Source organism: Paenibacillus sp. FSL L8-0340 (genome assembly GCF_038593145.1).
Taxonomy (GTDB): domain Bacteria; phylum Bacillota; class Bacilli; order Paenibacillales; family Paenibacillaceae; genus Paenibacillus_AQ.
The window spans coordinates 7,364,512-7,387,259 of record NZ_CP151967.1; the positions used below are offsets into that span (position 1 = coordinate 7,364,512).

At 42.8% G+C, this 22,748-nt stretch carries 25 protein-coding genes and 1 pseudogene; 7 read left to right on the plus strand and 19 right to left on the minus strand.

Going from position 1 to position 22,748, the window contains the following annotated elements; all coding sequences use genetic code 11:
* Positions 1–432: 432 nt before the first annotated feature.
* Both NST07_RS33770 and NST07_RS33775 read right to left on the minus strand, forming a co-directional pair.
* Positions 433–843, minus strand: a complete 411-nt coding sequence (locus NST07_RS33770) for a contact-dependent growth inhibition system immunity protein (protein ID WP_341097391.1) — start codon at positions 841–843, stop codon at positions 433–435.
* 176 nt (positions 844–1,019) lie between these two features.
* Positions 1,020–1,700 (minus strand): TetR/AcrR family transcriptional regulator C-terminal domain-containing protein, encoded by a 681-nt coding sequence (locus NST07_RS33775; RefSeq protein WP_341097393.1) that lies wholly within the window; start codon positions 1,698–1,700, stop codon positions 1,020–1,022.
* A 131-nt stretch (positions 1,701–1,831) separates the two neighbouring features.
* On the opposite strand from NST07_RS33775, the gene NST07_RS33780 reads away from it, so the two are divergent.
* Complete coding sequence (locus NST07_RS33780; protein ID WP_342480872.1) at positions 1,832–3,184, plus strand: MATE family efflux transporter; 1,353 nt, start codon at positions 1,832–1,834, stop codon at positions 3,182–3,184.
* 113 nt (positions 3,185–3,297) lie between these two features.
* On the opposite strand, the gene NST07_RS33785 is transcribed toward NST07_RS33780, so the two are convergent.
* From NST07_RS33785 to NST07_RS33825, 9 genes are all read right to left on the minus strand, one after another.
* Positions 3,298–3,678 (minus strand): hypothetical protein, encoded by a 381-nt coding sequence (locus NST07_RS33785; protein WP_342480873.1) that lies wholly within the window; start codon positions 3,676–3,678, stop codon positions 3,298–3,300.
* Between the two features lie 234 nt (positions 3,679–3,912).
* On the minus strand, positions 3,913–4,278 hold the full coding sequence (locus NST07_RS33790; RefSeq protein WP_342480874.1) for a GntR family transcriptional regulator: 366 nt from the start codon (positions 4,276–4,278) through the stop codon (positions 3,913–3,915).
* Positions 4,275–4,931, minus strand: coding sequence for an ABC-2 transporter permease (locus NST07_RS33795; protein WP_342480875.1), 657 nt, complete (start codon positions 4,929–4,931; stop codon positions 4,275–4,277). The genes NST07_RS33790 and NST07_RS33795 overlap by 4 nt, the downstream gene beginning before the upstream one ends.
* Positions 4,924–5,778, minus strand: coding sequence for an ABC transporter ATP-binding protein (locus tag NST07_RS33800; RefSeq protein WP_341097400.1), 855 nt, complete (start codon positions 5,776–5,778; stop codon positions 4,924–4,926). Before NST07_RS33800 ends, NST07_RS33795 begins: the two co-directional genes overlap by 8 nt.
* Positions 5,779–5,944: 166 nt before the next feature.
* Complete coding sequence (locus tag NST07_RS33805; RefSeq protein ID WP_341097402.1) at positions 5,945–6,073, minus strand: hypothetical protein; 129 nt, start codon at positions 6,071–6,073, stop codon at positions 5,945–5,947.
* 111 nt (positions 6,074–6,184) lie between these two features.
* Positions 6,185–7,153 (minus strand): helix-turn-helix transcriptional regulator, encoded by a 969-nt coding sequence (locus NST07_RS33810; RefSeq protein WP_341380278.1) that lies wholly within the window; start codon positions 7,151–7,153, stop codon positions 6,185–6,187.
* Positions 7,154–7,526: 373 nt separating this feature from the next.
* Entirely contained in the window at positions 7,527–7,709 is a 183-nt protein-coding gene (locus NST07_RS33815) for a tyrosine-protein phosphatase (RefSeq protein ID WP_342482002.1), read from the minus strand.
* Positions 7,710–8,086: 377 nt separating this feature from the next.
* A complete protein-coding gene (locus NST07_RS33820) occupies positions 8,087–8,431 on the minus strand; it encodes a hypothetical protein (protein ID WP_342480876.1) in 345 nt (114 codons plus the stop codon).
* Positions 8,380–8,886, minus strand: a complete 507-nt coding sequence (locus NST07_RS33825) for a hypothetical protein (RefSeq protein ID WP_342480877.1) — start codon at positions 8,884–8,886, stop codon at positions 8,380–8,382. The genes NST07_RS33820 and NST07_RS33825 overlap by 52 nt, the downstream gene beginning before the upstream one ends.
* A 206-nt stretch (positions 8,887–9,092) precedes the next feature.
* Here NST07_RS33825 and NST07_RS33830 point away from each other — a divergent pair, with 206 nt between their 5' ends.
* A complete protein-coding gene (locus tag NST07_RS33830) occupies positions 9,093–9,350 on the plus strand; it encodes a helix-turn-helix transcriptional regulator (RefSeq protein ID WP_341380280.1) in 258 nt (85 codons plus the stop codon).
* Between the two features lie 379 nt (positions 9,351–9,729).
* On the opposite strand, the gene NST07_RS33835 is transcribed toward NST07_RS33830, so the two are convergent.
* Positions 9,730–10,602, minus strand: a complete 873-nt coding sequence (locus NST07_RS33835; protein ID WP_342480878.1) for an MBL fold metallo-hydrolase — start codon at positions 10,600–10,602, stop codon at positions 9,730–9,732.
* 268 nt (positions 10,603–10,870) lie between these two features.
* Between NST07_RS33835 and NST07_RS33840 the strand changes: the two genes are divergently transcribed.
* Positions 10,871–11,341, plus strand: a complete 471-nt coding sequence (locus tag NST07_RS33840) for a pyridoxamine 5'-phosphate oxidase family protein (RefSeq protein WP_038598155.1) — start codon at positions 10,871–10,873, stop codon at positions 11,339–11,341.
* A 185-nt stretch (positions 11,342–11,526) separates the two neighbouring features.
* Here NST07_RS33840 and NST07_RS33845 read toward each other — a convergent pair whose 3' ends face one another.
* The 3 genes from NST07_RS33845 to NST07_RS33855 form a co-directional block, all read right to left on the minus strand.
* The gene (locus NST07_RS33845) at positions 11,527–12,246 is read right to left on the minus strand and encodes an ABC transporter ATP-binding protein (RefSeq protein WP_342480879.1); all 720 of its coding nucleotides are present in this window, start codon (positions 12,244–12,246) and stop codon (positions 11,527–11,529) included.
* Entirely contained in the window at positions 12,246–13,367 is a 1,122-nt protein-coding gene (locus tag NST07_RS33850; protein WP_341097825.1) for an FtsX-like permease family protein, read from the minus strand. The genes NST07_RS33845 and NST07_RS33850 overlap by 1 nt, the downstream gene beginning before the upstream one ends.
* 127 nt (positions 13,368–13,494) lie before the next feature.
* A complete protein-coding gene (locus NST07_RS33855) occupies positions 13,495–14,061 on the minus strand; it encodes a TetR/AcrR family transcriptional regulator (protein WP_341097411.1) in 567 nt (188 codons plus the stop codon).
* 194 nt (positions 14,062–14,255) lie between these two features.
* Between NST07_RS33855 and NST07_RS33860 the strand changes: the two are divergent.
* Positions 14,256–14,480 (plus strand): annotated as a pseudogene (locus NST07_RS33860) (aldo/keto reductase); the annotation flags it as partial.
* 80 nt (positions 14,481–14,560) lie between these two features.
* Here the strand turns inward: NST07_RS33860 and NST07_RS33865 are convergent.
* Entirely contained in the window at positions 14,561–15,568 is a 1,008-nt protein-coding gene (locus tag NST07_RS33865) for a M23 family metallopeptidase (protein WP_342480880.1), read from the minus strand.
* 199 nt (positions 15,569–15,767) lie between these two features.
* Here NST07_RS33865 and NST07_RS33870 point away from each other — a divergent pair, with 199 nt between their 5' ends.
* Positions 15,768–16,475, plus strand: coding sequence for a response regulator transcription factor (locus NST07_RS33870; protein WP_341097413.1), 708 nt, complete (start codon positions 15,768–15,770; stop codon positions 16,473–16,475).
* A gap of 4 nt (positions 16,476–16,479) precedes the next feature.
* Positions 16,480–18,243: a HAMP domain-containing sensor histidine kinase gene (locus NST07_RS33875; protein WP_341097414.1), complete on the plus strand. Its 1,764-nt coding sequence runs from the start codon at positions 16,480–16,482 to the stop codon at positions 18,241–18,243.
* A gap of 16 nt (positions 18,244–18,259) precedes the next feature.
* Here NST07_RS33875 and NST07_RS33880 read toward each other — a convergent pair whose 3' ends face one another.
* The gene (locus tag NST07_RS33880) at positions 18,260–18,667 is read right to left on the minus strand and encodes a hypothetical protein (RefSeq protein ID WP_342480881.1); all 408 of its coding nucleotides are present in this window, start codon (positions 18,665–18,667) and stop codon (positions 18,260–18,262) included.
* 183 nt (positions 18,668–18,850) lie between these two features.
* Between NST07_RS33880 and NST07_RS33885 the strand changes: the two genes are divergently transcribed.
* On the plus strand, positions 18,851–19,348 hold the full coding sequence (locus tag NST07_RS33885) for a DinB family protein (RefSeq protein WP_341097416.1): 498 nt from the start codon (positions 18,851–18,853) through the stop codon (positions 19,346–19,348).
* Between the two features lie 49 nt (positions 19,349–19,397).
* Here NST07_RS33885 and NST07_RS33890 read toward each other — a convergent pair whose 3' ends face one another.
* Both NST07_RS33890 and NST07_RS33895 read right to left on the minus strand, forming a co-directional pair.
* Positions 19,398–19,796 carry a hypothetical protein gene (locus NST07_RS33890; RefSeq protein ID WP_342480882.1) on the minus strand — a complete coding sequence of 133 codons (399 nt, stop codon included), beginning with the start codon at positions 19,794–19,796 and terminating at the stop codon, positions 19,398–19,400.
* Positions 19,797–19,808: 12 nt separating this feature from the next.
* Positions 19,809–22,052: a DUF3656 domain-containing protein gene (locus tag NST07_RS33895; RefSeq protein WP_342480883.1), complete on the minus strand. Its 2,244-nt coding sequence runs from the start codon at positions 22,050–22,052 to the stop codon at positions 19,809–19,811.
* Positions 22,053–22,748: the final 696 nt, after the last annotated feature.

Consider the following 22,748-nt stretch of genomic DNA (forward strand, 5'->3'; position numbering starts at 1 on the left):
ATGCGGGTGGACAATTCTGTTATATTAATCATCTAACATCATCCTTTCAACATTTAATGGAAAGCGGGATAAATAAAAACTGTGTTTCTATATGATTATAATTGGAAAAATTTCATTATCAATGTAAAAGTTCTTTATAGTTATTCCCGTCAGCTTAAAAGGATTCGTCAAAATTAGGATAATTCGGCCATGCTCTGTAGAACCTTTTCACTAAAATAGATCCCACATTGCTTTCAGCGACAAACCTTTTTGCGGAACCCCCTCCCCTCCCTGCAAGGAAAGCCATAAAAAACTTGCCCTACTTATGATACGGTTCACCGCAATGTATCTTAACACAAAGTAAAGTTTCCACAAAATATATATCAATATATAAAAGACATAGCCACTCCTGGCAATCAAGTGGTTTCTTAATAGAACTAGCTATTTTATTGACTACTCACTTTTGGGAGGAATATACTGTTCTAGCAATGGTTTTAATACTTCAAGACAGTGATTGACACCAATAACGATTGAATTAAACTCCCAATGCAAATCAATGTGTTCCTTCCAAAAGTCATATCCTATATCTAACATGGCACAAAGCAGATCACCTGTATACCTCGCACCTGATACAAACTCGTTCACGGCTAATCGTTCAAGAACAATAGGGACAAGATACGCTAAACAGAATTTCTGACCAATCATTAACCTTAGGTCTTCATTAGTGAAATCTTTTAGTGGTACTGTTCTAAGACGATGAACGGTTTTAACAAGGTTAGAATTGAATGTAGGCTCACCCCAATCATCTCCATCTAATTCCTGCAAAGATTTTGTTATATCGAATTTAATTAAAGAATTTCCCATACAAAATATCCTCGTTTCACTAGGATGAAATCCATGCTTTATTTAACAATCAGGTCTTTCCATGTAAAACTAATCCGCTTAAATTAACGATGACTTTGCCATTATTTATGATACGGTTCACCTAACCTACATAGTGCGTCGCCCATCCGATAACCGGATGAGCGGTTTTACCCATTCTACTTCTCCTGCTCCTTTATCACCTGCTCAATCCCGAGCAGAATCAGCTTCAGCCCGAACTCAAACGCCCCGTCGGTTCCCATTAGCTCGAATAGCCCGCTCGTAAACATCCTCCTGAACAGTCCCGTATCCGTCTCGCTCATGGAATCGAGAAGCCGAATCAGCTCCTCACCCGGAGGCGCCCCCTGGTCTTTAAGGATCGCGGAGACATTGCGCTCATGCTGATAATTGTCCAGAACGAAGTAGAAGACATAGTTCACAAGCGTAGTAACCACCTGCATTTTCTGCGCTTGCGCGAGCGGCGTCGATTCCACGCAGAGCAGCATACGGTTGGTGAACCGGATGATGTCCGGTTCGTGGGGCAGCGTCATCATCATGAGCTGCGTAGAGCAGGGATATCGGCTGAGCACGCTCCGTACTGTTACCGCAAGCCCTGTCAGTTGCTCCTTCCAATCCCCCTCGGAGTGGAACTCCTCCAGGATCACCTTCGATACCTGATTGGCCAGGCGCTGGTAAAGATTCTGTTTGCTCTTAAAGTACCAGTACAGGGAGGGAGCCTGAATCCCCAGCCTGTCGGCCAATCGTCTCATGCTGAATTTCTCAATGTCCTCCTCTCCAAGAAGCTCCCACGAGGCTTCCAGAATCCTATCCTCCGAAATTTGAGGCTGCTGCTTTTTCATCGTTATCCGCCCTTTATCTAACAGTGTAAGTTTATGCTTTACAGGTTTATAGGTTCATGATATCATCTAACACTGTAAGGTTCAATCTAACGCCGTTAGATTGAATAAAATAAAGAAAGTGGTGATCCAACATGGATGCAGAAAACCTCTATTATTTTGAAAAAGCACCGGTCGCAAAGGCCGTAGCTCACTTCGCTATACCGATGATGCTAGGCACCTCAATGAATGTCATATACTCCATCTTGAATGCCTATTTCCTTGGTACACTCCATAATACTGCTATGTTAACCGCACTCGCGCTAACCTTGCCGCTATTCGCAGTCATTATGGCGCTGGGCAACTTGATTGGCATGGGCAGCGGTACCTACATCTCCCGTATGCTAGGAGAGAAAAAGTATGATGACGTAAAGCATGTGTCTTCATTCGCTTTTTACAGCAGCTTAGTTCTTGGTCTTCTCGTGATGGCCGCGGGTCTCCCGTTGATCGATCCCATCGTTCATGGCCTGGGGGCAACGCCTGACTCCTTCGGATTCACGAAGGACTATGTCACGGTTATGCTTATCGGTTCACCGTTCGTCGTGTTATTTTTCACGCTGGAGAATATCGTACGCTCGGAGGGTGCAGCCATCACGTCAATGATCGGTATGATTCTAAGTGTTGTTGTAAATATCATTCTCGATGCGCTCGTTATCTTCGTGTTCCATTGGGACGTGATCGGCGTTGCGTCAGCTACGGTCGTTTCTAACTTGGTTGCGAGTGTATACTACGCCTTCCACATGAGATATAAAAGCCAATTTTTAACTGTCTCCGTAAAATGGTTCAAGGCTACCAAAGACATTCTGGGCAATGTATTCAAAATCGGGGTTCCCGTCTTTATTATGAGCATCTTTTTGGGGGCAATGTCGCTTATCTTCAACCATTTTCTTGTCGAATACGGAGATTCGGCCGTAGCGGCTTACGGAATTTCATCACGTTTATTGCAATTTCCTGAGTTTATTCTGATGGGCTTATGCGAGGGGGTCGTGCCGCTCATTGCCTTCTCTTTTACAGCGGATAAATTGCGCATGAAGAGTACCATTGGATTTACGACCAAAGTGATTGTGGGGTTAGCAGCCGTATTCGGCATCATCGTCTATTTAGTTTCCGACCATTTAATTGGTCTATTTACAAATGACCCGCAATTAATTGAGATGGGCAGCTACATTCTGCATGTAACGTTCTTATCCTTATTCATTACAGGAATGACCACTCTGTTTACCGGGGTCTTCCAGGCAACAGCGCAAGGAACGGCCGCGTTTATTATGTCAATTATTCAAGGAGTTACGCTGATTCCTGTACTTTATATCGCCAATCAAATGAACGGCTTCCACGGGGTAGTCTGGTCGATTGTCATTGCGGATGCCGCCGCATTCCTTGTCGGTGCCGTCATGCTGTATGTTCTGCGGAACAAATTGCAGCCGGAATTGGATAGTTTGCTACAGTAGAAGTTATATAACAGCCAGATCAGCCAACCTTGGAGTTCTGCCGCCTCGTTAAAAAAAGAAGGTGCGAGCAGCCGGTTCATCACCGGACGCTTTTCGCACCTTCGCCTTTTTGTCTAAATCAACGCGTTGAAATGGCCCTCTGAGTTTACCGTCGCCGTCCGGGGATCAGTCAGACCAATGCCCTTGAGGCCTCCCTTTCCTTCCGTCCGCCAGAGCGGGAGATGGTCTTGAAGCGGAGGAGCCAGTACAAAATCGACCGGGGCGCTACTCCCACTTTTCTGCACCATTTGGGCCTCCATCAGTCGAATTTGCCGCTGCAGCTGCTCCCGGCGATAAGGAGTCTGCATCTCTCCGCCCTGCGCTGCATTCACCTTGTCCAGTTCCATCAGCAACCGGTTCCGCTGCTTCTCCAGGGAACTGACATCGCTTTGTGCGCCACCGTAAGCTGCAATGGCCTGTACCGGGCTGATGCCTGATACTGTCTGTGCCGCCATGATCTTTCCCTCCGTTTACTTGGCTCCTAATCCAAATTCAGCCAAATTTTAAAGTTCTAATCATGTCTATTACCCGGCCACCCCCGCCATGACAACATCCCAAACGCATATCGGATAAAAATCGTCGCATAGTCTCAGTCGGCCGCTTGTTTCGACCATACCAAAGACCCATATATCATTATAAACAAGTCCACAAACGCCGAAAGGGATCGTGGAAGGTTTTTGTCTATACTGTTAATAAATCTTGTTCAACAGCCCAATCACTTCATCAAGGGTGAGGCCAAAGGACTTGTAATATGATGTGTCGCTGTCCATTTGCTTCAGGACCATTTCGTTGCGTATCCGCAGCATCTCATCGGGCGAGAATTCGGCTACAAAACATCCTTTACCTGTTACCGTATTGATCAAACCGCTTCGCTCAAGTTCTTCCCACGCTTTCTTTACGGTGATAACACTAACATGAAGTTCCAGGGCTGCCTGACGAATGGGCGGTAAACAATAGCCGCTTTCCAGCTCACCTTTCAGAATTTGTGCGCTGATCTGTTCGTAAAGCTGCTGATAAATCGGCTTCTCGGATGTGCTCGAAATCGTTACGTTCATAATATCTCCACTCTTAGGAATCTCTTTACCGCAATCCGATAGGCAATCAGGGTGAATGAAATAAAAATTACGAGGCCCGCGATCAGAATGGATAGCTGCAGCGCTTTATTATCCGTCCCGGAGCCATAGAAAATGTCGTTCATCCAAGGACTTTGGATTCCGGCCCATTGGGCCACTCCGGCAAAAAGTATAGCGGCCGTAGTGGATGTGGTCGTTGCCACGCCATACTTATACGCCGTCTTGTAGTACATGGATATAAATATGATGTTGAAAATCGCAAGCATGATAAAGCATAATCCCCAAAAACCCATGTGTGGTGCATAGAAAATGTAAGTCAGATGGGGGTATAAGCGAAACGTAAATATACCGAAGATCATCGCAACAAGAAGATGCATTAGTTCAAGAATGACAACAACGGCTATCCTGGACTTCACGATGTCTGTTTTGGTCACTGGCATCATCGTACTAAACATCAAATCGTTCTGACTTTTAAATCCGCCAAACATGTTCGGTACGGTAATGAAGCAGAAATATAGCGGGACAAGAAAGTAGACCCAACCGGGAATTAGCATTAAGCCGCCCAGAATTAAGGGTAATGCAAAGAACCAGGGATTTACTCCCAATTTCAAATCCTTCATCACTAAATTATACATATACACCCTCCTTTTTCGCAAAGTAGATCATGATTTCATCGAGGCTGGGCGTGGTTGCCCTTAGGCTGGAGGATGGATCGACATCATTGGCATGAATCAATCCGGTAAAGCCGAACGAGTTGATTTTGTAGGAAATCAAATATTCCTTTACTTCGCTCAATTGGGCCTCGCTGCCGCTGATTAAACGATAGGACTCCTTAAACTCGTTTTTCTCGGAACTGGCGACGATTTGCCCGTGTTCAATGAAGGTTATATAATCTGCACATCTTTCCAAGTCGGATGTAATATGGGTAGAGAAAAGAATACTGATCTCGCCGTCAATGATAAGCTCCTGAAAGATATCTAGAAGATCGTCTCTCGAGACAGGATCGAGTCCGCTGGTCGGTTCATCAAGGATAAGCAGCTTTGCGCCATGCGATAAAGCAAGGGTCAAGCTGTACTTTACTTTCATTCCTGTAGACAGTTCCGCTATTTTTTTATTTTCATCCAATTTGAATCTTTTTAGATAATTGTAGTAAGTTTCATCATTCCAATTCTTATAGAACTTCTTTGTAATATTGGTTAGCGTCTTTATCTTGCTGCGTGTATAGAAATCGATATCACCGAATGCGCATCCAATATCCTGCTTCAATTCGGTTTCATGTTCAGCGATGTTCTTGCCAAAAATGCTGATCTCGCCACTATCGGCTTGAACCATGTTCAAGATCGATTTTATCGTGGTTGTTTTTCCCGCGCCATTGACCCCGATAAAACCCATAATATAACCCTTCTCCAATTGAAAAGATACGTCTTTGATCTGAAAGTGAGGATATTTTTTATTTAAATTTCTAATATCTAATGCCAGCATACCATACCTCCTCAACAAATTGTGTATTCCGTGTATGCACAATATATCATGAGGCTTTTACAAAGTCAATTGGTTCAAGACGCAGAACGACAGGAGAGCTAGCCAGCGCCACACATCCCTTCCCCGAATAGTGATAATCCCTTTTTTAAAAGGATTACGGTACGGTTTACAATAAAATCACTAAAGCAGTCATATAACCTTGTCCGTTCAGCACAATCTCCAGCTCCTTCATTAAAATAAAAAAGGGCGTCCCTTCGTCATTATGACTTGGGACACCCAATGTCGAGCTATTCATATCCCTACAACACTCTCCGACTTTCTACAACAATAGGGGCACTTTAAACTTATATTTATTTTCTTCATCAGCACATAGCACCAACCGTATTGTGCAGGTGGTTTTTATTGATTATGACTTCAGTACTGGCCTGATATACTTCAAAAACCGCTCCGGATCGTGATAAACGTAAATGATTCTCCCAGGGGAAGTATCAAAGCAGTAACCAGTGTCTGCAAAATCAAAAGTTGCCATTACCTTTTCCATCTTTTCCTCCACCCTACGATTTTCCTGCTCATAATTGAATGGCCCATGTTCAAAAACAATATACTCGGCTTCGGGAACATCAATCATAAGCATTTGTGGTGGTACTTCACCTTTATAGTCAAAAGGAAGACGTACACCAAAACACTCTATACGTGGAATCCCCCAATCGCAGAGTCTGCCATCCGGGTCATTAATGTAAGCCATAATCTGACCGCTGCCACCGTTAGATTCACTCCCGCCATCATCATCCAATTTGCCCTTGATACTATCGAGTAAGCCGCAAATTGTTTCGCAGTCCTGTCCCGGAATAAGGCTTTGCTTTTGCCAAAAATCCCAATACCCATTACTCTCATAGTTTTTAATGTGCAAAAATTTGTGTGCGGGAATGGTTACAAAATAAATGTTAACATCATCTGTAGATTTCATCATACCCATCTCTCCAAATCCGAAAAAGTAGCGGTCGAAAGAGTTTATTTTTGTACGAAGAGCGACAGGCATAGGCTTTTTTCGGTATTCACTTGGAGTTACACCATATGTTCCCTTGAAAGCCCTGGTAAAAGCTTCATGTGATGAAAAACCATAATCAAAAGCAATATCCAAAATGCTTTTTTCACTATCCCGAACCTCTTTTAGTGCAAAGGCTAATTTTCTATGCCGCAGATAATCCCTAAATTGCATACCCGATATTTCCTTGAATTTTCTCGTAGTATGAAATTCGGAATAACCTAACTTGTGAGAAAGAAATCGTAGCGTTATTGCTTCACTGTTACGATTCTTAATACACTCGTCAATTTCATTAACGATTATTTGGATTTGCTTGTGCCACTCGTACAATCGGTCTGTTCACCTCGTTTCAACCACTCTATAGTCATTGTAGAGTAATGGAAATTGCATTACTTGATTTCACTTGCGGAAAAGAGTTTTGGTCCTACTGTTGAATCTCAGACACTTGAATCCTCATTTTCAATCTCTTTCTTCTGTTCTGGTGTACGGAACGTTTATAGGCAGATGCAATTAAGACCAAAAGGCCGCAGGCGCCGATCCAGACTAGGACGACTGTCGGATGATTCATGCGTAGCCTTTGCCCAAAGAATAACAACTCACGCAGTCCCTCTACCATGAAGCGCATCGGCAACCATGATAGTATCCACTCGCGGTAAAACGGAGATAAGAACTCCGAACCGAAACTAAGGAGTGGCTTCTCGGGTTAAGCTAGTCGGCGGTTGTCTTCTATGATGACCGAATCGGGTATGCCTAGAAGCTTCAGCATCAATGCAGCACCAACTCCCGTCCGATCTTTACCTCCAGCACAATGATGCAGAAGACCCGGCCTTTCAGTGTCTAGGTTTGCCATCGTTTCGAATAGAAATCGGTAGGCCGGGCGTTCTATTTAGCTACCGAACTTCTTATATTTCCTTAAATAAGGCTGAGAAGCGCGGACAAAAAAATGATCTGCAATTGTTTTGCGAGCTGCAGAGAAATCGCAAACAGACAGAGTGCCTCTATCCAGCCTTCAGTCTGGTCATACAGCTCCGCCACTTGTCCCTTTGTGTAAATCGATTAATATCAGGAAAAGTCTTGTACTTCTTCCCTTTCAAAACGCAAATCCTGAATACGGATATGTTGGATTTCATTTGTTCAATGACATAGTAGTTTCGAATTCCCTTTGCGGAGTGGCCCTTTCTCGAATTACTGAACTATCCTTTGAAAGCGTAGAAGCCTCTCATGCTCATCTGAGCGAAGCCAAATCAGCGGAAACCCCTTAGGTCATCGTTCCTTAATCATCCTCTGAACCTCCCGCACCTGCTCTGCCGTCGCCCAATCTCGCAGCAATTCGAAGAGCGCCAGACTTCTTGTAAAATAACTGTCGTTCCCCGACCTATGGGCTAGCCTTACGGCTTGCAGTACCTGCTCCAGTGCCTCCTCCGTTCTTCCCGCCCGCTTCTGATACAACGCCAGGTGATGGCTGAAGCTGTAATAGTGCGCGAGATTGCCCTCATCCTCATATGTACCGAATTCAGCCGTCTGGTCCGAAAACGTCTCGAGCAGCTTATCCACATTCAGTCCATGCCGCAGCGCGGCCCGCAGAATTGTATCCAGCCCCGGTAACACTTCTTCGGGATTCTCCCGCAAAAAATCGGTATAGGCAGCCAGCACCTCCACATGGCCAGACAGCAGCTCCAGCGCATGCCCATTCGCTTGGGCCAGGGATCGAACTCCTCTACAACCTCCAGCCCATCCTCACCCAGATCCTCCAGCCATCCCAGTTCGGCATACTTATCAATGTACGCCCGCGATTCCTCATACAGTCCCTTCTCCTGGCAAGCCATTCCCCTCATCAAATGACTGAAGCCGTAGTAATAGACCATTGGATGCTCCAGCTCAAATGTCAGCATTGGCAAGGACTTAGCCTTCCGGTACTGCTGCTCCTGGTACAAGCACTGCACGCATTCGTACAAAATCTCCGCCGTCTCTATCACCTTGTTCCACTTCTCCAGGCGGCAAGCCATCTCTAACATCTCCACAATGACATCCGGGTTGATTGATTTTAGGAAGAATGGGCGCAAGGGTAGAGCCTCCTTTGGGCTAAAAGAAAATTTTTTCTTTTTGAGGATAAATTATCTGTGCGATATAACTTGGGATGATTGAGAGCCTAATATAAGGCTTTCATAAATAGCTACATAAATTGTATATATTTTACTTTTTGTTGAATACTTTATCTGTTGTGGCCATTATATCAGATTAATAATGGACTTAAAAGGGGTAAATTTCATTGAGCGATCCATCCAATATCATTAAGCAAATTATCGGTAAAACGGTGAAAGCGATACGTATCAAACAAGGCTTAAGCCAAGAAGATCTAGCGCATGAATGCAATGTCGACCGATCCTATATTTCCATGATTGAGGTTGGCAGAAACGAACCTTCCGTCAAAAAAATTTTTGACCTTTGCAAAGGGCTAAAAATCAAGCCGTCCGACTTTTTCAAAATGGTTGAGGTGGAGTATGAGAAAGCGCAAGAGAACGAGTGAATGTAAATAAGAGCGGGACATAGGGCTGTTGACCTGTGTTCCGCTCTTGTCGTTATATTGCGATACCATTCTAAAATAACGATCAAACCACTTCCAATAAAGACCGAGCACCGAAAGGCGCTCGATGAGCATATGACTTTGATTAGCACTAAGAGTGCAGAAGAAATAACAGCAATCACCCATGTTACCCGGGAAGTAATTGCTGCTATGGGGATGGGGAAGAGCTGTAGTCTTCATTTCTTTCTTCTTCTGAACTCAAGAACAACCCTGCTCTGAATATTCTTCGTTAACCCTCTAATTTAGTGATCATGTCATACACCTTATTCAAATTCGTCTTAAAGTATGTAGTAAAGTACCAGTTATGATACAATTCCGGTACTTAAATCTCATCAATACTTTTCTTACTTTGAACGGCTTCTGCCACAATTGCCATTATATCGGTTATATATCCCTTCACTTCGTGAAGGTCTTGCAAAGAGCATACTTCGCCATGTCCCGGTACGATAGTTTCTACATCCAGCAGTTCGACTTGCTCCAAAATATTCAGCCATTCCTGAGGATTTGCATACGCCAAAACCGGGTGATGTTTTGAGAGCACCAGATCCCCTATTACGACAATTTTGTCTTCCGGAATGTACACGATTGCATCACTTTGCGTGTGTCCCCCACCAAAGGTAATGAGTTGAATGCTACGATTACTGCCATGTATGGTCATCTGCTGATCAAAAGTTATTGTCGGCAGCGAATGTACTAGATTGGGGAGCATCTTCATAAACTCACGGTCACTAGCACTTTCCCATGCCATTTCCCTTTTTAACTTTTCATCCGTCTCTTGTTGTATTTGCTCTTCAAATTCTTTGATAGCCTGATACATCTGCACCGTGTTTTCCCGATATTGGGCTAACCTTTCTCTGGCAAAAGTATTCATAATCTCACGAGTAGTTGATGTTGAAATAATATTAGCCGCAGGTAAAAACACTTGATTTCCAGAGGTATGATCACTGTGCCAATGCGTGTTGATTACATAGGATACAGGGTTTCCCGTGAGGTACTCTGCAGCAGCTTTCAAATCCTCTGCAGCCTGTATTGTCGAGAATGTATCCACGACAAGAGTTATATCGCCTAGATCAATGATTGCTGCATTCCCCAAAGAACCGGTACCTGGAACCGCAATCGCTGCAATTACACAATCAGCGATGTAATTCAGCCGAAAATGCTCGGAGCCTCTAAATGATTCAATCCTATTTTTCATAGTAACCTCTCCCTTCCAACATGGGAATACACTATACTCCAAATCAATACAGTAGACAATAATTTTTCTCCAAAAAAAGTAGGCTATATAAGCTGAACTTATCTAGGATGCAAAGCAATTTCACAAACCCATCAGTTGAACCATACCTAAGTCGAGCAGAGGACTACGATAGCGATTTAATATTTTATCATATTATTCTTCACATGCACTAAGATTTTACAATGATAAGCTTAATAATGTATGCATTACGACACTTTAGGAGGTAAAAATGAGCAAGTACGACGAAGCCATGAAGCTGCTGGAAGAACAAGTGGGTAACAAGGACGGCCTGATCTCTCTGTCCACCATCGCGCTGGAACCGGGGGCCAATGGCAAAAGCCGTCCCGCCGCCCGCATTGTGGACGCCTATTATGAGGACGGCGCGTTCTACACCGTCACTTACGCAACCTCAGGCAAGATGCAGCAGATCGCCCAAAACCCCGAAGTCGCCGTTTGTATTATCGTCGAAAACTTTACGGCCGATGGTATCGGTGAAAACCTGGGCTGGGTATGTGACGAGAAAAACGCGGAGATGATGACAAAGCTGCGCACAATATTCGCCGAGTGGTATAACGAAGCCAATAACGACGAAGACCCTAACACATGCCTGCTGCGCATTCGCCTGACAAAGGGCCTGTGGAATGACGCCCATAAAGGGATCAGAAATGAGATTGATTTTGTCAATAAGACGGCAAATTAAGTGGTCTATGTGTTTCTATATTTTGCATATTAGGTTGCTGCCGTTGGGGTATAAGCATACTGTGTGGTTCGCCTTATTGGATTAATGTGAAGTAGACATTTGATAACAGACAATGTTAGCTCAAAGGGAGTGTCCGCGCACTCCCTTTTTTTCGCCGTTACTTATGGTAGGGTTCACCGTAACATCTAAAGAACGAAACTTGGGTACACCCCTGATCTTGACGATTCAGCCAACGACAATTTCCCATCTTCCATCCGGTATACCTTGTCGCAATATTCAAGCATACGCTCATCATGGGTAACCATAATCGCCGCCTTCCGGCGTGACTTCACCTCTTGCGCAATTAGACTGACCACTTCATGGGCGCGCTTGGTATCCAAACTTGCTGTCGGCTCATCCGCCAAGATGATGTTGGGATTATTAATTAAAGCACGGGCAATCGCTGTCCGTTGCTTCTCACCACCTGATAGCTCTTCCGGAAGGCATTTTAACTTCGAGCCCAGACCCAACTCTTCCAGCAACTTAGTGGCGAATTCCTTATCCTCTTCTTTGTTAACCTTTCCCGACATCCTTTTTACTATTAGCAATTGATCAAGAACATTTAAATAGGGAACCAAATTCGATGATTGCATAATAAATCCGATTTCTTGTAGTCTTATATTCGCTAGTTCTTTGGCAGTAAGTGTAGAAATATTATGTCCATTCAGCTTAACCTCTCCTTCTGAAGCCTTAAGTAGTGCTCCAGCAATAGACAAAAACGTACTTTTACCTGAACCCGACGGTCCAACTACAGCAACAAACTCGCCCGGTTCCACTGATATTGACACATGATCGAGTGCCGCGATCCGATTGCTTCCTTCGGCATAATACTTTGTGACTTTACTCAATTGCAATCCCTTAGTCATTATTCAACCCTCCCGAGCGCTTTGAGCGGATCAATCTTTGTAATCTTGCGAACAGATACCATCGAACTTAACATAGCGATAATTAGCAAAATAACAGAATACGTGACGACAAGACTAGTTTCCAGCTTGAACGGCATACCCTTCGGCATAATGGCAGCTGTTCCATAAGTCAGTAAGATTCCAACTACAATACTAGTCAGCGAAAGCACAAACACTTGCGATACAATGGCTTTGCCCAAGAATCTGTTACTAGCACCTATAGCTTTCATAATGCCGAACTGGTTGGTCTTCTGCATCGTAATTACATAAAAGAACACCCCAAGCACGAATGCGGAGATAGCGAGCAGAAATGCAAGCATCATTAAAATAGTACCGTTCTCTTCTTTGTACCCTGGCATTCCTTGAACGGCTGCCGCTCGGTTAACCGTATCCGTATTTGATAGCTTACTATTAATTAAATCTGGATCGATATCCTTGCCTTGTAACATAATCGCATTAACGGGCCCTGCAACTCCTTTATCCGAACCCGGAGCCGCAAAGGTAATCTTCCGCCATTCAACCATTGGAGTAAATACTGATGCAACGTGGTTATAGGTCTGATTCTCGACAAATCCGATAATCGTCAATGATTCCGTCGTGGCATCTAATTGAAAAGTGTCACCAATGTTATATCCCTCATCCTTCATGGACGAATTTACTACGACACCAGTAGGGTTCTCAGAAGATAGGCCTTCCCCTTCTACGATAGCCGGTTCCAAGAAGCTTCCTGGGTTAATTCCTATAATCGCGATATCCAGCTTATCTTCATTCTTGGTGCTTTGTTCCTTCAACGCTGTTGCCATCGTACTTCCCATAGGTGCGGCAGCACTCACATTTGGTAGTAGCTCCACCTCCGCCATTAATTGATCAGACAGCAGCGACTTACTCATTGAGGACTGGGACCCTTCTTCAAAAATGACATAATCAGCCTTCATAGTCTTGAATGTTGACGCAGCTAGCGTAGATAATCCATTCCCCAAACCTGACAAGATAAATACCAACCAAGCAATTAGTACAAAAATAATGATGATCATTAAAAATCTCATTTTACTATGCATCAATTCTTTCATAGCTAAAAACATTTTCTTTTCCAACTCCTTATCCCTATATTTTTTTGACACTTGTGTCAAATTAAAAACACTATCACACTCGACACATTAATTAAACAATATAAATGACACTTGTGTCAAATTAAATCCAAGACTGCGGCTAGCTCTTGGCTCCTCCGATCCACATTTGAAACAACAGCTTTCCCCAAGCAGGAACAGGGATATTCAACATATTAGGCGTATCAATTAAGTTAAAAAAAACACCAATAAGTACAGGAAGTGGGATATCCTGTCTCAGGCTTTTTTCCTGTTGTGCGCGTTCAAACAAACGTGACAATTGTATTTTAAGAGTCTTATGTGCTTCCTCAATAAATTCAAGATCTCGCGCTGCTGCAGAAGAATTAGCAGTATTAATTTTAGCAGCATTTCCTAAAAGCTGATGTAGCGCAGACTCTTCTACGTAAACGAGAAGTAGCTGTTCGAGGGCGTCCATGGAATCAGCCTCATCAATGGCTGATGCATTTGCTAATACCGTTGCCATTACGCGCTTCATACAAGCAGCCACAATCTCTTCTTTATTAGAATAATATTGATAAATAGTGCTTCGGGCTCCTGACAGATGCTGTGAGAGCAGCTTGAGATGAAAACCGTCGTACCCATACTCAAGCACTAATTTTTTTGTTGTATCCAGCAGCTCTGTCTCCGTAAAAGACTGTTTTCTTCCCATTGAATCTCTTCCTTTTTATCATTTAAGATCTGTGTTAAAAGTTGTCCTATTCTCTAATTCTATTTATTATCAGTTTATCATATGTTTAGTTGGTGCCATAGGCATTCATCTCCTGGAAGTAGACTTGGGTAAATAGCGCGTGAGGTGATTCCCCGTCGAACATCCGAATGTTGTTTTGATTGCGCTGTACGCTCATGAAGTAGCAGGGAGTTCAGCATCAGTCGTGGGCGTCATTCGCTGAAGGACGGGGCAACATGTTCAGCAACGAAGTGCTGGCCTCGATCGCCGAAAACATCGACATTTTCGAATTTGAGCTCCGCGCCGACGATATGGAACAAATTTCAACCCTCGATACGCGGGAAAGTCTCTTCTTATCGTACCACGATCCGGATGTCGCCAAGAGGATGGGCAGCTGGTGACTCGACCTGTAAACCTCGGTCATAGACAAACTCATTTTTAATTATTGAATCATCTTCTACTCTTCGGTACTGAAGTCCGATTAGGGCGCTAATATATATGCACCTTGCTCATAATCATCGGCGTCCTTCCAATGAACGCGCAGTGACTTCGTAGTGTACAGTTCCGCGCTGTTGGCAACCTCGAAATGAAGATGTGGTTCGCTGGAATTACCCGAGTTGCCGCATTTACCCAGTGTATCTCCGGCTTTCACTACGTCGCCGGCTTTGACGCTGACCGATCCTTTTTGCAGATGAGCGTAGTAGCTGAACTCTCCATTGCCATGATCGATAATGACATGGTTCCCGGCGATCTGCTCCGTATTCTCCGTACCAACAGGCTTATTGTCTTGGACGTCATTGACGATTTTCACGACTTTGCCCGATGCGGCAGCCAGAATAGGTTTTCCGAAAGCAAAGTAGCTTTCATTTTTGGTGGCGTCGCCTTTATAGCTGAACCCATTGTTCACCACGATGAGATCATACGCATACCGCTGCTGCTCAGCCCCGTAATGATAATTAATTAGCTCATTCGTGCCCCCCCAATAGACAAACCATTTCCCTTGAAAAGGAAGTTCAAAAGTCGTTTGAGTACGCTTCGCATCCGTCTCAGGATACTGCTGCATCGTACTAAATATCAGACCCTCTATCTTGTTCTTTCTGTCAAACAGAGCTTGTATCGTTTTTTCCCCTTTGGGGTCCTTCCAAGCATAGTAGCTGGTATTGTTTATGAGAAAATGACTAACCAGTTTATAGGATGTGACGTTCTTGTGGTTGAGGCTGACCTGTTTCTTGAAATCCTTTAACGAGAATTGCTTCTTGAATTCGGCTCCGAGTTGTCCATAAATTCGTTCATATTTCTCTTGCTGCAACAGTTTTAAAAGTTGGTCCGGCCGGATGGAAGAAGTCGCTACTGCTACTTTCGGGGAGCTTGCTGATACCACCTCAGGCTTGGCGGACTCAGCCGACGCCGAGGCTGCGAGTGAGCCCACAGTCAGTGTGCCAGCGAGGCTAAGCAGCATCAGGCTTCTTTTGCTAATGATATTGTTCATCCATTTTCTCTCCTTTATATGGGTTTCACGGATAAGTGTATGCGATGAAGTTTAACACCTGCGAAACGAAACCTTATGATTGTATTAATCAGCGATTGGAGAATTAAGGTTCTGTTAAGATCCATATTGTGCTGCTGAAACAAAATAAATGATATATTTAAATGGATACCAAGTTATGTAATAGGGAGCTAAGGAAGAGATGAATCAATCAAAGATTCTAATTGTGGATGATGAATCGTCCATTCTAAAGCTATTGAAAACAGTGTTAAATAAAGAGGGATTCCCGCTCATTGATACGGCCACAACAGGAGAACAGGCCATATTAGCCTGCCAAACCACCAAGTATGACCTCATCCTACTTGATGTTATGCTGCCGAAGCAAAACGGCTTCGAAATCTGTCCATGGATTCGGCAAACGACGGATGCCCCTATCCTGTTCTTAACGGCTCGGATAGGCGATTTTGATAAATTGACCGGTTTTGCCGTTGGGGGCGATGATTATATTACGAAGCCGTTCAATCCGCTAGAAGTGATTGCGCGTGTCCGGGCACAGCTGCGTCGGTATCTCAAAACTGCCGATGTTCCCAATATGAACCGGATATACACTTACAGAACATTTCAAGTTGACGAATATGCCGGAGAGCTTCGCGTGAATGATATCACGGTCGATTGTCCGGCTCAGGTCTTTCAGCTCCTCTTGTTTTTTTGCCAAAACCCCAACCGGGTATTCAGTAAAAGGCAGCTGTATGAGCAGGTTTGGGGCGAGCAAAGTCTTAGTGACGACAATACAGTCATGGTTCATATCCATCGTATTCGCGAGCGCATTGAACCCAATTCCAGTGAGCCAGTATATTTGATTACGGCACGTGGCTTAGGGTACAAACTTGTTCGTGAATCTGAGGGTTAATGCGATGAACATCAAGAAAAGGTTTATCCTTCAATATATTAGGCAATTGCTGTTTATCGGCGTCCTTCTATTTGTTCTGTTTTTAGGTACATTTACTTTAAGCATTGTAAAGCTGGAGCGGCTTGATCAACAATTAGACTTCATTAAACCCAGTTTGCCTGTGCTCACAGACTCCATTACCCATCATGACGGTAAAATACAATTTGATCCGAAGCTTCTTGCCGAGGTACGCGAGCAGGGGGGCTGGCTACAGGTCATAAGTAAGGGTGGAGAAACTATTGCCGCTTACAATACTCCAGCTGATGTACCCGAACGTTACACTCCTGGTGAGCTGATGAGCTATTGGAAAGCGGAGATGGATTTCCCTTACGGACTATATGCATGGATTCAAGAGCTGGATGGACAAACCTATACCCTCTTATACGGAGTGAAGAATGATATTGCCATGCTCAAAAAAAACTTGCTGCAGCAAGTGACATGGAGAGCGGGCAAGATCGAAGTGAACGGGAGCTTCAAGCAGCAGCTTGATGATATTCATGGCTGGATCGAGCTGCTCGATGATAATGGGAAGGTACTAGGAGGTTACGGACAAAGGGGCGAAGCGCCAGATCATTATAGCCTTCAGGATTTGATGCTGCGTAACCAATATCCGGAACGTTATGGCATGCAATCATTTACGGTTTATGATTCTGCGGCAGGCAGCACCTGGATCATTCATGCTCCCCTGTCTACAACGGTGGCTTCATGGGTCAATGGCGATACGTATAAGGAAGATATTACTTTATTCTTCTGGAAATCTGCTGCTTTGCTTGTGATGATTCTTATTCTCTTCTTGCTTCTTGCTCTTTGGTACGGTCACCGGTTTGGGACACCTATTCTGCATATGATTGATTGGCTTCACTCTTTGGCCAAGGGCGAATTACGTGAACCGATCAGTCCTAACTCAAATGGGATGCCTCTTAGCCGTAAGCAATCTGGACATTTAAAAGAAAGATTCCGCGTACATGCCGAATTGATAGAATCCTTAGCACACCTAACAGAGACATTACAGAAGAACGAGCATATTCGTAAGCAGCTGGAGATCACAAGAGAAGAGTGGATTGCAGGTGTGTCGCATGATATGAAGACGCCGCTTTCTTCCATAATGGGGTACGCACATATAATGGAATCGAGAACGTATGAATGGTCACAAGCAGAAATTCGTGAATTTGCAGCTATTATGCGTGAGAAATCCACTTATATGGATGAAATGATCAACGATTTAACCTTAACATATCGGTTGAAAAACGAAGCCTTTGCTTTTGAATTCATCCCGACAGACATGAATGAATTCATCGATCAAACCATTCAAAAGTGGAAACAGCATCCTCAATTCGCCGATGTTCCAATTCATTATAAGGCTTCGGAAGCACCGATTACCTATCCGATAGATGCCAGATACTTCAGACGCGCTCTGGAGAATCTGCTTGCAAATGCTGCCCTCCACAATCCTGAAGGTACTTCGATCAACGTTTCTATAGGTAAGAATAACGTTTCACAATTTGTAATCCAGATACAAGATAACGGAGTAGGCATAGATAAAAAAACGAAGGAATTGCTATTCGAGCGCTACTATCGCGGCACCAATACGGATGAATTAATCCAAGGTACTGGACTCGGTATGGCAATTTCCAAGCAGCTTGTGATCCAACACCGGGGGCAGATCGAAATAGAGAGTCAATTGGGGACTGGTACGACAATTTCATTAGTCTTTAGCACGACAAGATAATAAAATTCATCCTAAATTATGGTGTGAAGTAATTTAGTCTATTTTTTCGCCAGGTCCAATAGTTGATTCTATAATAACTTATACCTTCATCTGTCCCTTGATCACTTTCAGGAGAGTTGCAATCATTCTTAATTGGAACTTCCTTTCTCCTCAGAATATTTGCAATCTCAAGTGTTGAAAGATTCTCTGCACTAGAAGCTATAAACCGCTCTCCATTTGTTTCGGGACGGACCATTGCCAGGTTATGCAGCTCTGCAACATCTCGGACATCCACATAATCAGAATATTCTAACCCCTTCCCTTCCTGTTGAATAAATTCCCAGGCAGCTTTTTCAGCGAGTGTCTTGGATTTTTGATAAGGATGAATTTTGGCCTCTGTGTTGGACCAATCATCCTCAGTGATAGAAGAAATATCCGCACTCATCCGGCTTTTTCATAAATAAAAGTCAGGGAAAATACACTGAGATACCCGCTATCAGAATGGATAACTACAGCATTTTTTAGGATTGACTATTATACTGAATACAGGTATATTTAGTTTCGTTAAATTAAATTTTACAAAATGTATTTTCGTTAACTAATACATATCATAAGAAGGAGCCTACTGATGTCCGAATCCAATCCAGCTTTTAGTCAAGCACTTGTGAAATCTTTAGTTGGAGAACGTGGCCATATTCCGATTGCCAGAGCCTTGCCGGATATTACACTGGAGCTTGCCGGGCAACACACGGAAGGGGTCCCGTATACGATCTACCAGTTGTTGAAGCATATGAGCTATTGGCAGGATTTCATGCTGACCCACCTGGAAGGCGGCAAACCTCAGAAACCTGGAAGTATTCAGGAAAGCTGGCCTGATGAGGACGCCCCGGCGGATGAGGCACAGCTTCGGGATGTCACTGCGCATCTGCTGCAAGGAATTGAGAAGGCCGTCGCTATGGCTCAGACCGCCCAGCTCGACGAGCCACTCGCGAATTTTCCCGGTGAGACCAAGGGAGGCATTTTACGCAATATCGCCTCACATAACTCCTACCATCTAGGAGAAATCGTTCTGCTCCGTCGCCTGCATGGGGCCTGGCCACCGCCCGGAGGCGGCTATCCGGCCTAATTATTGGGAATCACGCCCTTGTTAGGGTAGAATTCCCACCACAAGACTTTCATCCGGTTCCCGTACTTACATTGCTTAATACAGTTGCTGCGCCTGCCAGCTTTACGAAAGGGTATAAACGAAGCATAAGTTTACCATTCGACGCCAAAATAATTATACGAAAATCATTTCCACGATTAACTAACATGCAAAATTGATTATTTCGTTGATCGATTAGTCCAACACCAGAGAACAAATACTCTTTGTGTTCAAGTAACCAAATCTTTAAAATCCTGAAAATAACCACCAAAGTTAACCGGGGCATTATCAAAGAAATACTCTTCACCATAACACTCTGTACGCGGAATACCCCAATAGCAGAGTCTGCCGTCCGGGCATTTATGTACGCCATAATCTGACCGCTGCCGCTGTTGGTTTCGATCTCGCCATTATATATCGCCAGAACCATCCCTTTGGCTACCTACACGATCTCTTTATTAAAATGTCCTCTTGTGTCTGTTTCCTGATTAAAGACAGCATTATTCATTGAGCCATTTAATTTACCTGACGCCATATTAATGACTTTCACAACCTGCTCTTTTGATTCAACTGTGAAGTTTAATCTGAGCGCCTCGATTCCTTTGATGTTTGGTAGCTCATCTAAAAGATTAAGCGTCTTCCCATTAAGGAGAGTCGTTGTACAATCATTATGGGAAATGATAGGGAACGTTCCGTGCTCATCTTTTAACTCATAGCTCTTCGTTTTGCAAATTCTGCATTGATTCATTTTTTTCATCGGACAATATTTTGTAAACATCAAAGGAACCTTACCATATACAATCATTTCCAGTGCAGGATAGCCGTCATTTTCTTCATAATAGGCATTCATTAAATCTTCAATTTGGCTCTTATTCAATTCATAAGATAAAGTGACTCGTTTTGCACCTAATTTATATAATTCATAGCAACTAGTAGCATTAACAACATTTAGAGAATAGTCCGTAACAAACGGATTAGTTTCTCTGTAGTGATAAATTCCACCATATCCTCCGATTAGCAGCTGCCCTTCTTTTTCCTTATAATCATTCTGATTTCTTCTAACAACGTTTTTAAAATAGATTTCCTTAATTCCACAGCTCACGCAAGCATCGTACTGCTCCTTAGTCGTTACAGAGGCCGTAAGGTATGGTTTTTCAGGGGCAAAGCTTATTTTTTCTTTTGCTTTCAAAGCCTTGGTTCTTTTCTTTTGGCTGTTAAGCTTTAAGTCATATAAGCCCAGTACAATATCTCTTCTTGCTGCATTTAACAGTTTAGCTGGAATAAATGCATTGCATTCCTCAAAATCTACATGATTAAGTTCGAATATAGTATCATTTAATCTTGAAAATTGCTTTATTACCTGGTCTTTCGTTGTTGGATTATTAATGGCTTCGCCTAGTATTTCCTCGCTTTCATATAAATAATTAAAGCCTAAGCCCTCCGCATCTATGAAAAGCTTTGAGTCTGGACATGCATATACTCTAATATCCAGGTTAAACCGCTTAAATTCTTTTTCCAGTGATGATTCTAATTCTTTGTTATAGAAATAATCCTTCGTTTTATATACTAAATCTCCCTTAGACACCTTTTCTTTGATTTTGATATAGCAGACATCATCTGCTTTGTTGATTAATTCGCCCTCTTTATCGTACAGTTTGGCAACCGTTAAATTAACATCTTCATTGTTGTGACTTATTCTGATTGTATCGTTTTGATTTAAAGTACGTGTAAGTGTTATTTCATACCTATCTTTAACAATCTTGCTAATTGTTCCAATTTCATAACCAAAGTTATTAGGTCTTAAGATGTTTGTAATATTTTTCTTATCTTCGTGAAACAAATATCCTTTAGTAAACGTTCTATTGAATGTTTTTTTTAGATTTTCTTTATCTTCTTCGGTTATTTTATGATCTAAGGCCATGCGATATTTTGATACAACATTAGCAACATACGTAGGCACTTTCATTCGACCTTCTATTTTTAAAGAATCGATTTCTTTTAAATCATGGATATAATCGATTGTGTTTAAGTCCTTAGTAGATAGAATATAGTTTTTCCCTAAAGATGTATCTGTTGTCTTATCCATTAGTTCATACTCCTTACGGCATGAACCAACACATCTTCCGCGATTTGCGCATCGATAGCCGATTAATCCTGACATTAGACAGTTTCCCGAGTAAGATACACATAAAGCACCGTGAACGAAAATTTCTAAAGGTATCTCAGCTATTCTTTTGATCTCTTTTACTTTTCCAATCTCAACCTCACGGGACAGAACAACTCTTTTAGCACCAAGTTCTTTAAATAATAAAGTTCCGTCTAAATCGTCTATTCCCATTTGAGTTGAACAATGTGCTTCCATATCAAGAAAGTTTTTAACGATATAATCGAAAGCAGTCAGGTCCTGGACGATAATGCCATCAACACCGATTTTATTTAATTCGTGTATCTGCTCTTTCATCTCTTCAACTTCATTTTCAAAAACGATGGTATTCATTGTAACATAGAGTTTAACGTCCCTCAGGTGCGCATACGTAACAGCCTCTTTTAACGATTCAAAATCAAAATTAGATGAGTATGCACGTGCACCAAATTTTTGCATTCCTAAGTATATTGCATCACAACCATTAGAAATCGCAGCTTTTAAAGCCTCCATATTTCCTGCTGGAGCTAGTAATTCAGTCATTTTTTCCTCCTTATGACCCATAAATTGCGAGCTGTTCAAAAAAATTGTCACTTTTTATAAAATTTTCATTCTTGTTTTTACCCAACCAACCTTGGTTGCAACACTCATATGCAAAAGCCAACTACTCTCATAAAGACTCTCCTGAGTTAATAGGCTTTCATAGAAAAAAATCTAAATTAATTACTTTTTCTTTTGCTTCTGGTTTAAGTTTATTTGATATTTGTTTATAGTATGATTCAATACCATTTATTCTACTAACTCTGCGGAATAATGGAATCCAACCATTTTGCTGCCCCATATTATTGGTAGTGTTGTTTTCGGGGTGTTGTAATAGAATATTAATAGAGCACCCATCCCCTCATAGCCTATTGGCATTTTCTTTGAACAAATCGAGCCATAATACTTCAATCGTTCCAAAATTCCTTTTCTTTGATCGTGAGGAATAGAGTCATTTCGAGTCTAAAGATGTAATAGTATCCTCTTCAATCTCCGATATCTTATTCCTTATATTCACAGGATACTTCATAGATTAACCTCCATAAATAATCTCGTTTACGCTCCCAATTTTCATCAACTCGAAATCATCGTGACCGTTCTTTTATTCATAAAGCTAAACCGTTCTGTCAAACACCCCAATAGTACCACATTATGGTAGTAATTAGGACAAATAACCCTAAAACTAAGTTTTAGCGGTCA

Excerpts from the sequence above, each read along its gene's own strand:
- NST07_RS33865 (WP_342480880.1), bottom strand. The coding sequence starts at position 15,568 with ATGAACAATATCATTAGCAAAAGAAGCCTGATGCTGCTTAGCCTCGCT.
- NST07_RS33780 (WP_342480872.1), top strand. The coding sequence starts at position 1,832 with ATGGATGCAGAAAACCTCTATTATTTTGAAAAAGCACCGGTCGCAAAG.
- NST07_RS33850 (WP_341097825.1), bottom strand. The coding sequence starts at position 13,367 with ATGTTTTTAGCTATGAAAGAATTGATGCATAGTAAAATGAGATTTTTA.
- NST07_RS33790 (WP_342480874.1), bottom strand. The coding sequence starts at position 4,278 with ATGAACGTAACGATTTCGAGCACATCCGAGAAGCCGATTTATCAGCAG.
- NST07_RS33770 (WP_341097391.1), bottom strand. The coding sequence starts at position 843 with ATGGGAAATTCTTTAATTAAATTCGATATAACAAAATCTTTGCAGGAA.
- NST07_RS33785 (WP_342480873.1), bottom strand. The coding sequence starts at position 3,678 with ATGGCGGCACAGACAGTATCAGGCATCAGCCCGGTACAGGCCATTGCA.
- NST07_RS33840 (WP_038598155.1), top strand. The coding sequence starts at position 10,871 with ATGAGCAAGTACGACGAAGCCATGAAGCTGCTGGAAGAACAAGTGGGT.
- NST07_RS33835 (WP_342480878.1), bottom strand. The coding sequence starts at position 10,602 with ATGAAAAATAGGATTGAATCATTTAGAGGCTCCGAGCATTTTCGGCTG.
- NST07_RS33775 (WP_341097393.1), bottom strand. The coding sequence starts at position 1,700 with ATGAAAAAGCAGCAGCCTCAAATTTCGGAGGATAGGATTCTGGAAGCC.
- NST07_RS33845 (WP_342480879.1), bottom strand. The coding sequence starts at position 12,246 with ATGACTAAGGGATTGCAATTGAGTAAAGTCACAAAGTATTATGCCGAA.
- NST07_RS33885 (WP_341097416.1), top strand. The coding sequence starts at position 18,851 with ATGTCCGAATCCAATCCAGCTTTTAGTCAAGCACTTGTGAAATCTTTA.
- NST07_RS33890 (WP_342480882.1), bottom strand. The coding sequence starts at position 19,796 with ATGGTTCTGGCGATATATAATGGCGAGATCGAAACCAACAGCGGCAGC.
- NST07_RS33880 (WP_342480881.1), bottom strand. The coding sequence starts at position 18,667 with ATGAGTGCGGATATTTCTTCTATCACTGAGGATGATTGGTCCAACACA.
- NST07_RS33805 (WP_341097402.1), bottom strand. The coding sequence starts at position 6,073 with ATGAATAGCTCGACATTGGGTGTCCCAAGTCATAATGACGAAGGGACG.
- NST07_RS33875 (WP_341097414.1), top strand. The coding sequence starts at position 16,480 with ATGAACATCAAGAAAAGGTTTATCCTTCAATATATTAGGCAATTGCTG.
- NST07_RS33855 (WP_341097411.1), bottom strand. The coding sequence starts at position 14,061 with ATGGGAAGAAAACAGTCTTTTACGGAGACAGAGCTGCTGGATACAACA.
- NST07_RS33795 (WP_342480875.1), bottom strand. The coding sequence starts at position 4,931 with ATGTATAATTTAGTGATGAAGGATTTGAAATTGGGAGTAAATCCCTGG.
- NST07_RS33800 (WP_341097400.1), bottom strand. The coding sequence starts at position 5,778 with ATGCTGGCATTAGATATTAGAAATTTAAATAAAAAATATCCTCACTTT.
- NST07_RS33895 (WP_342480883.1), bottom strand. The coding sequence starts at position 22,052 with ATGACTGAATTACTAGCTCCAGCAGGAAATATGGAGGCTTTAAAAGCT.
- NST07_RS33870 (WP_341097413.1), top strand. The coding sequence starts at position 15,768 with ATGAATCAATCAAAGATTCTAATTGTGGATGATGAATCGTCCATTCTA.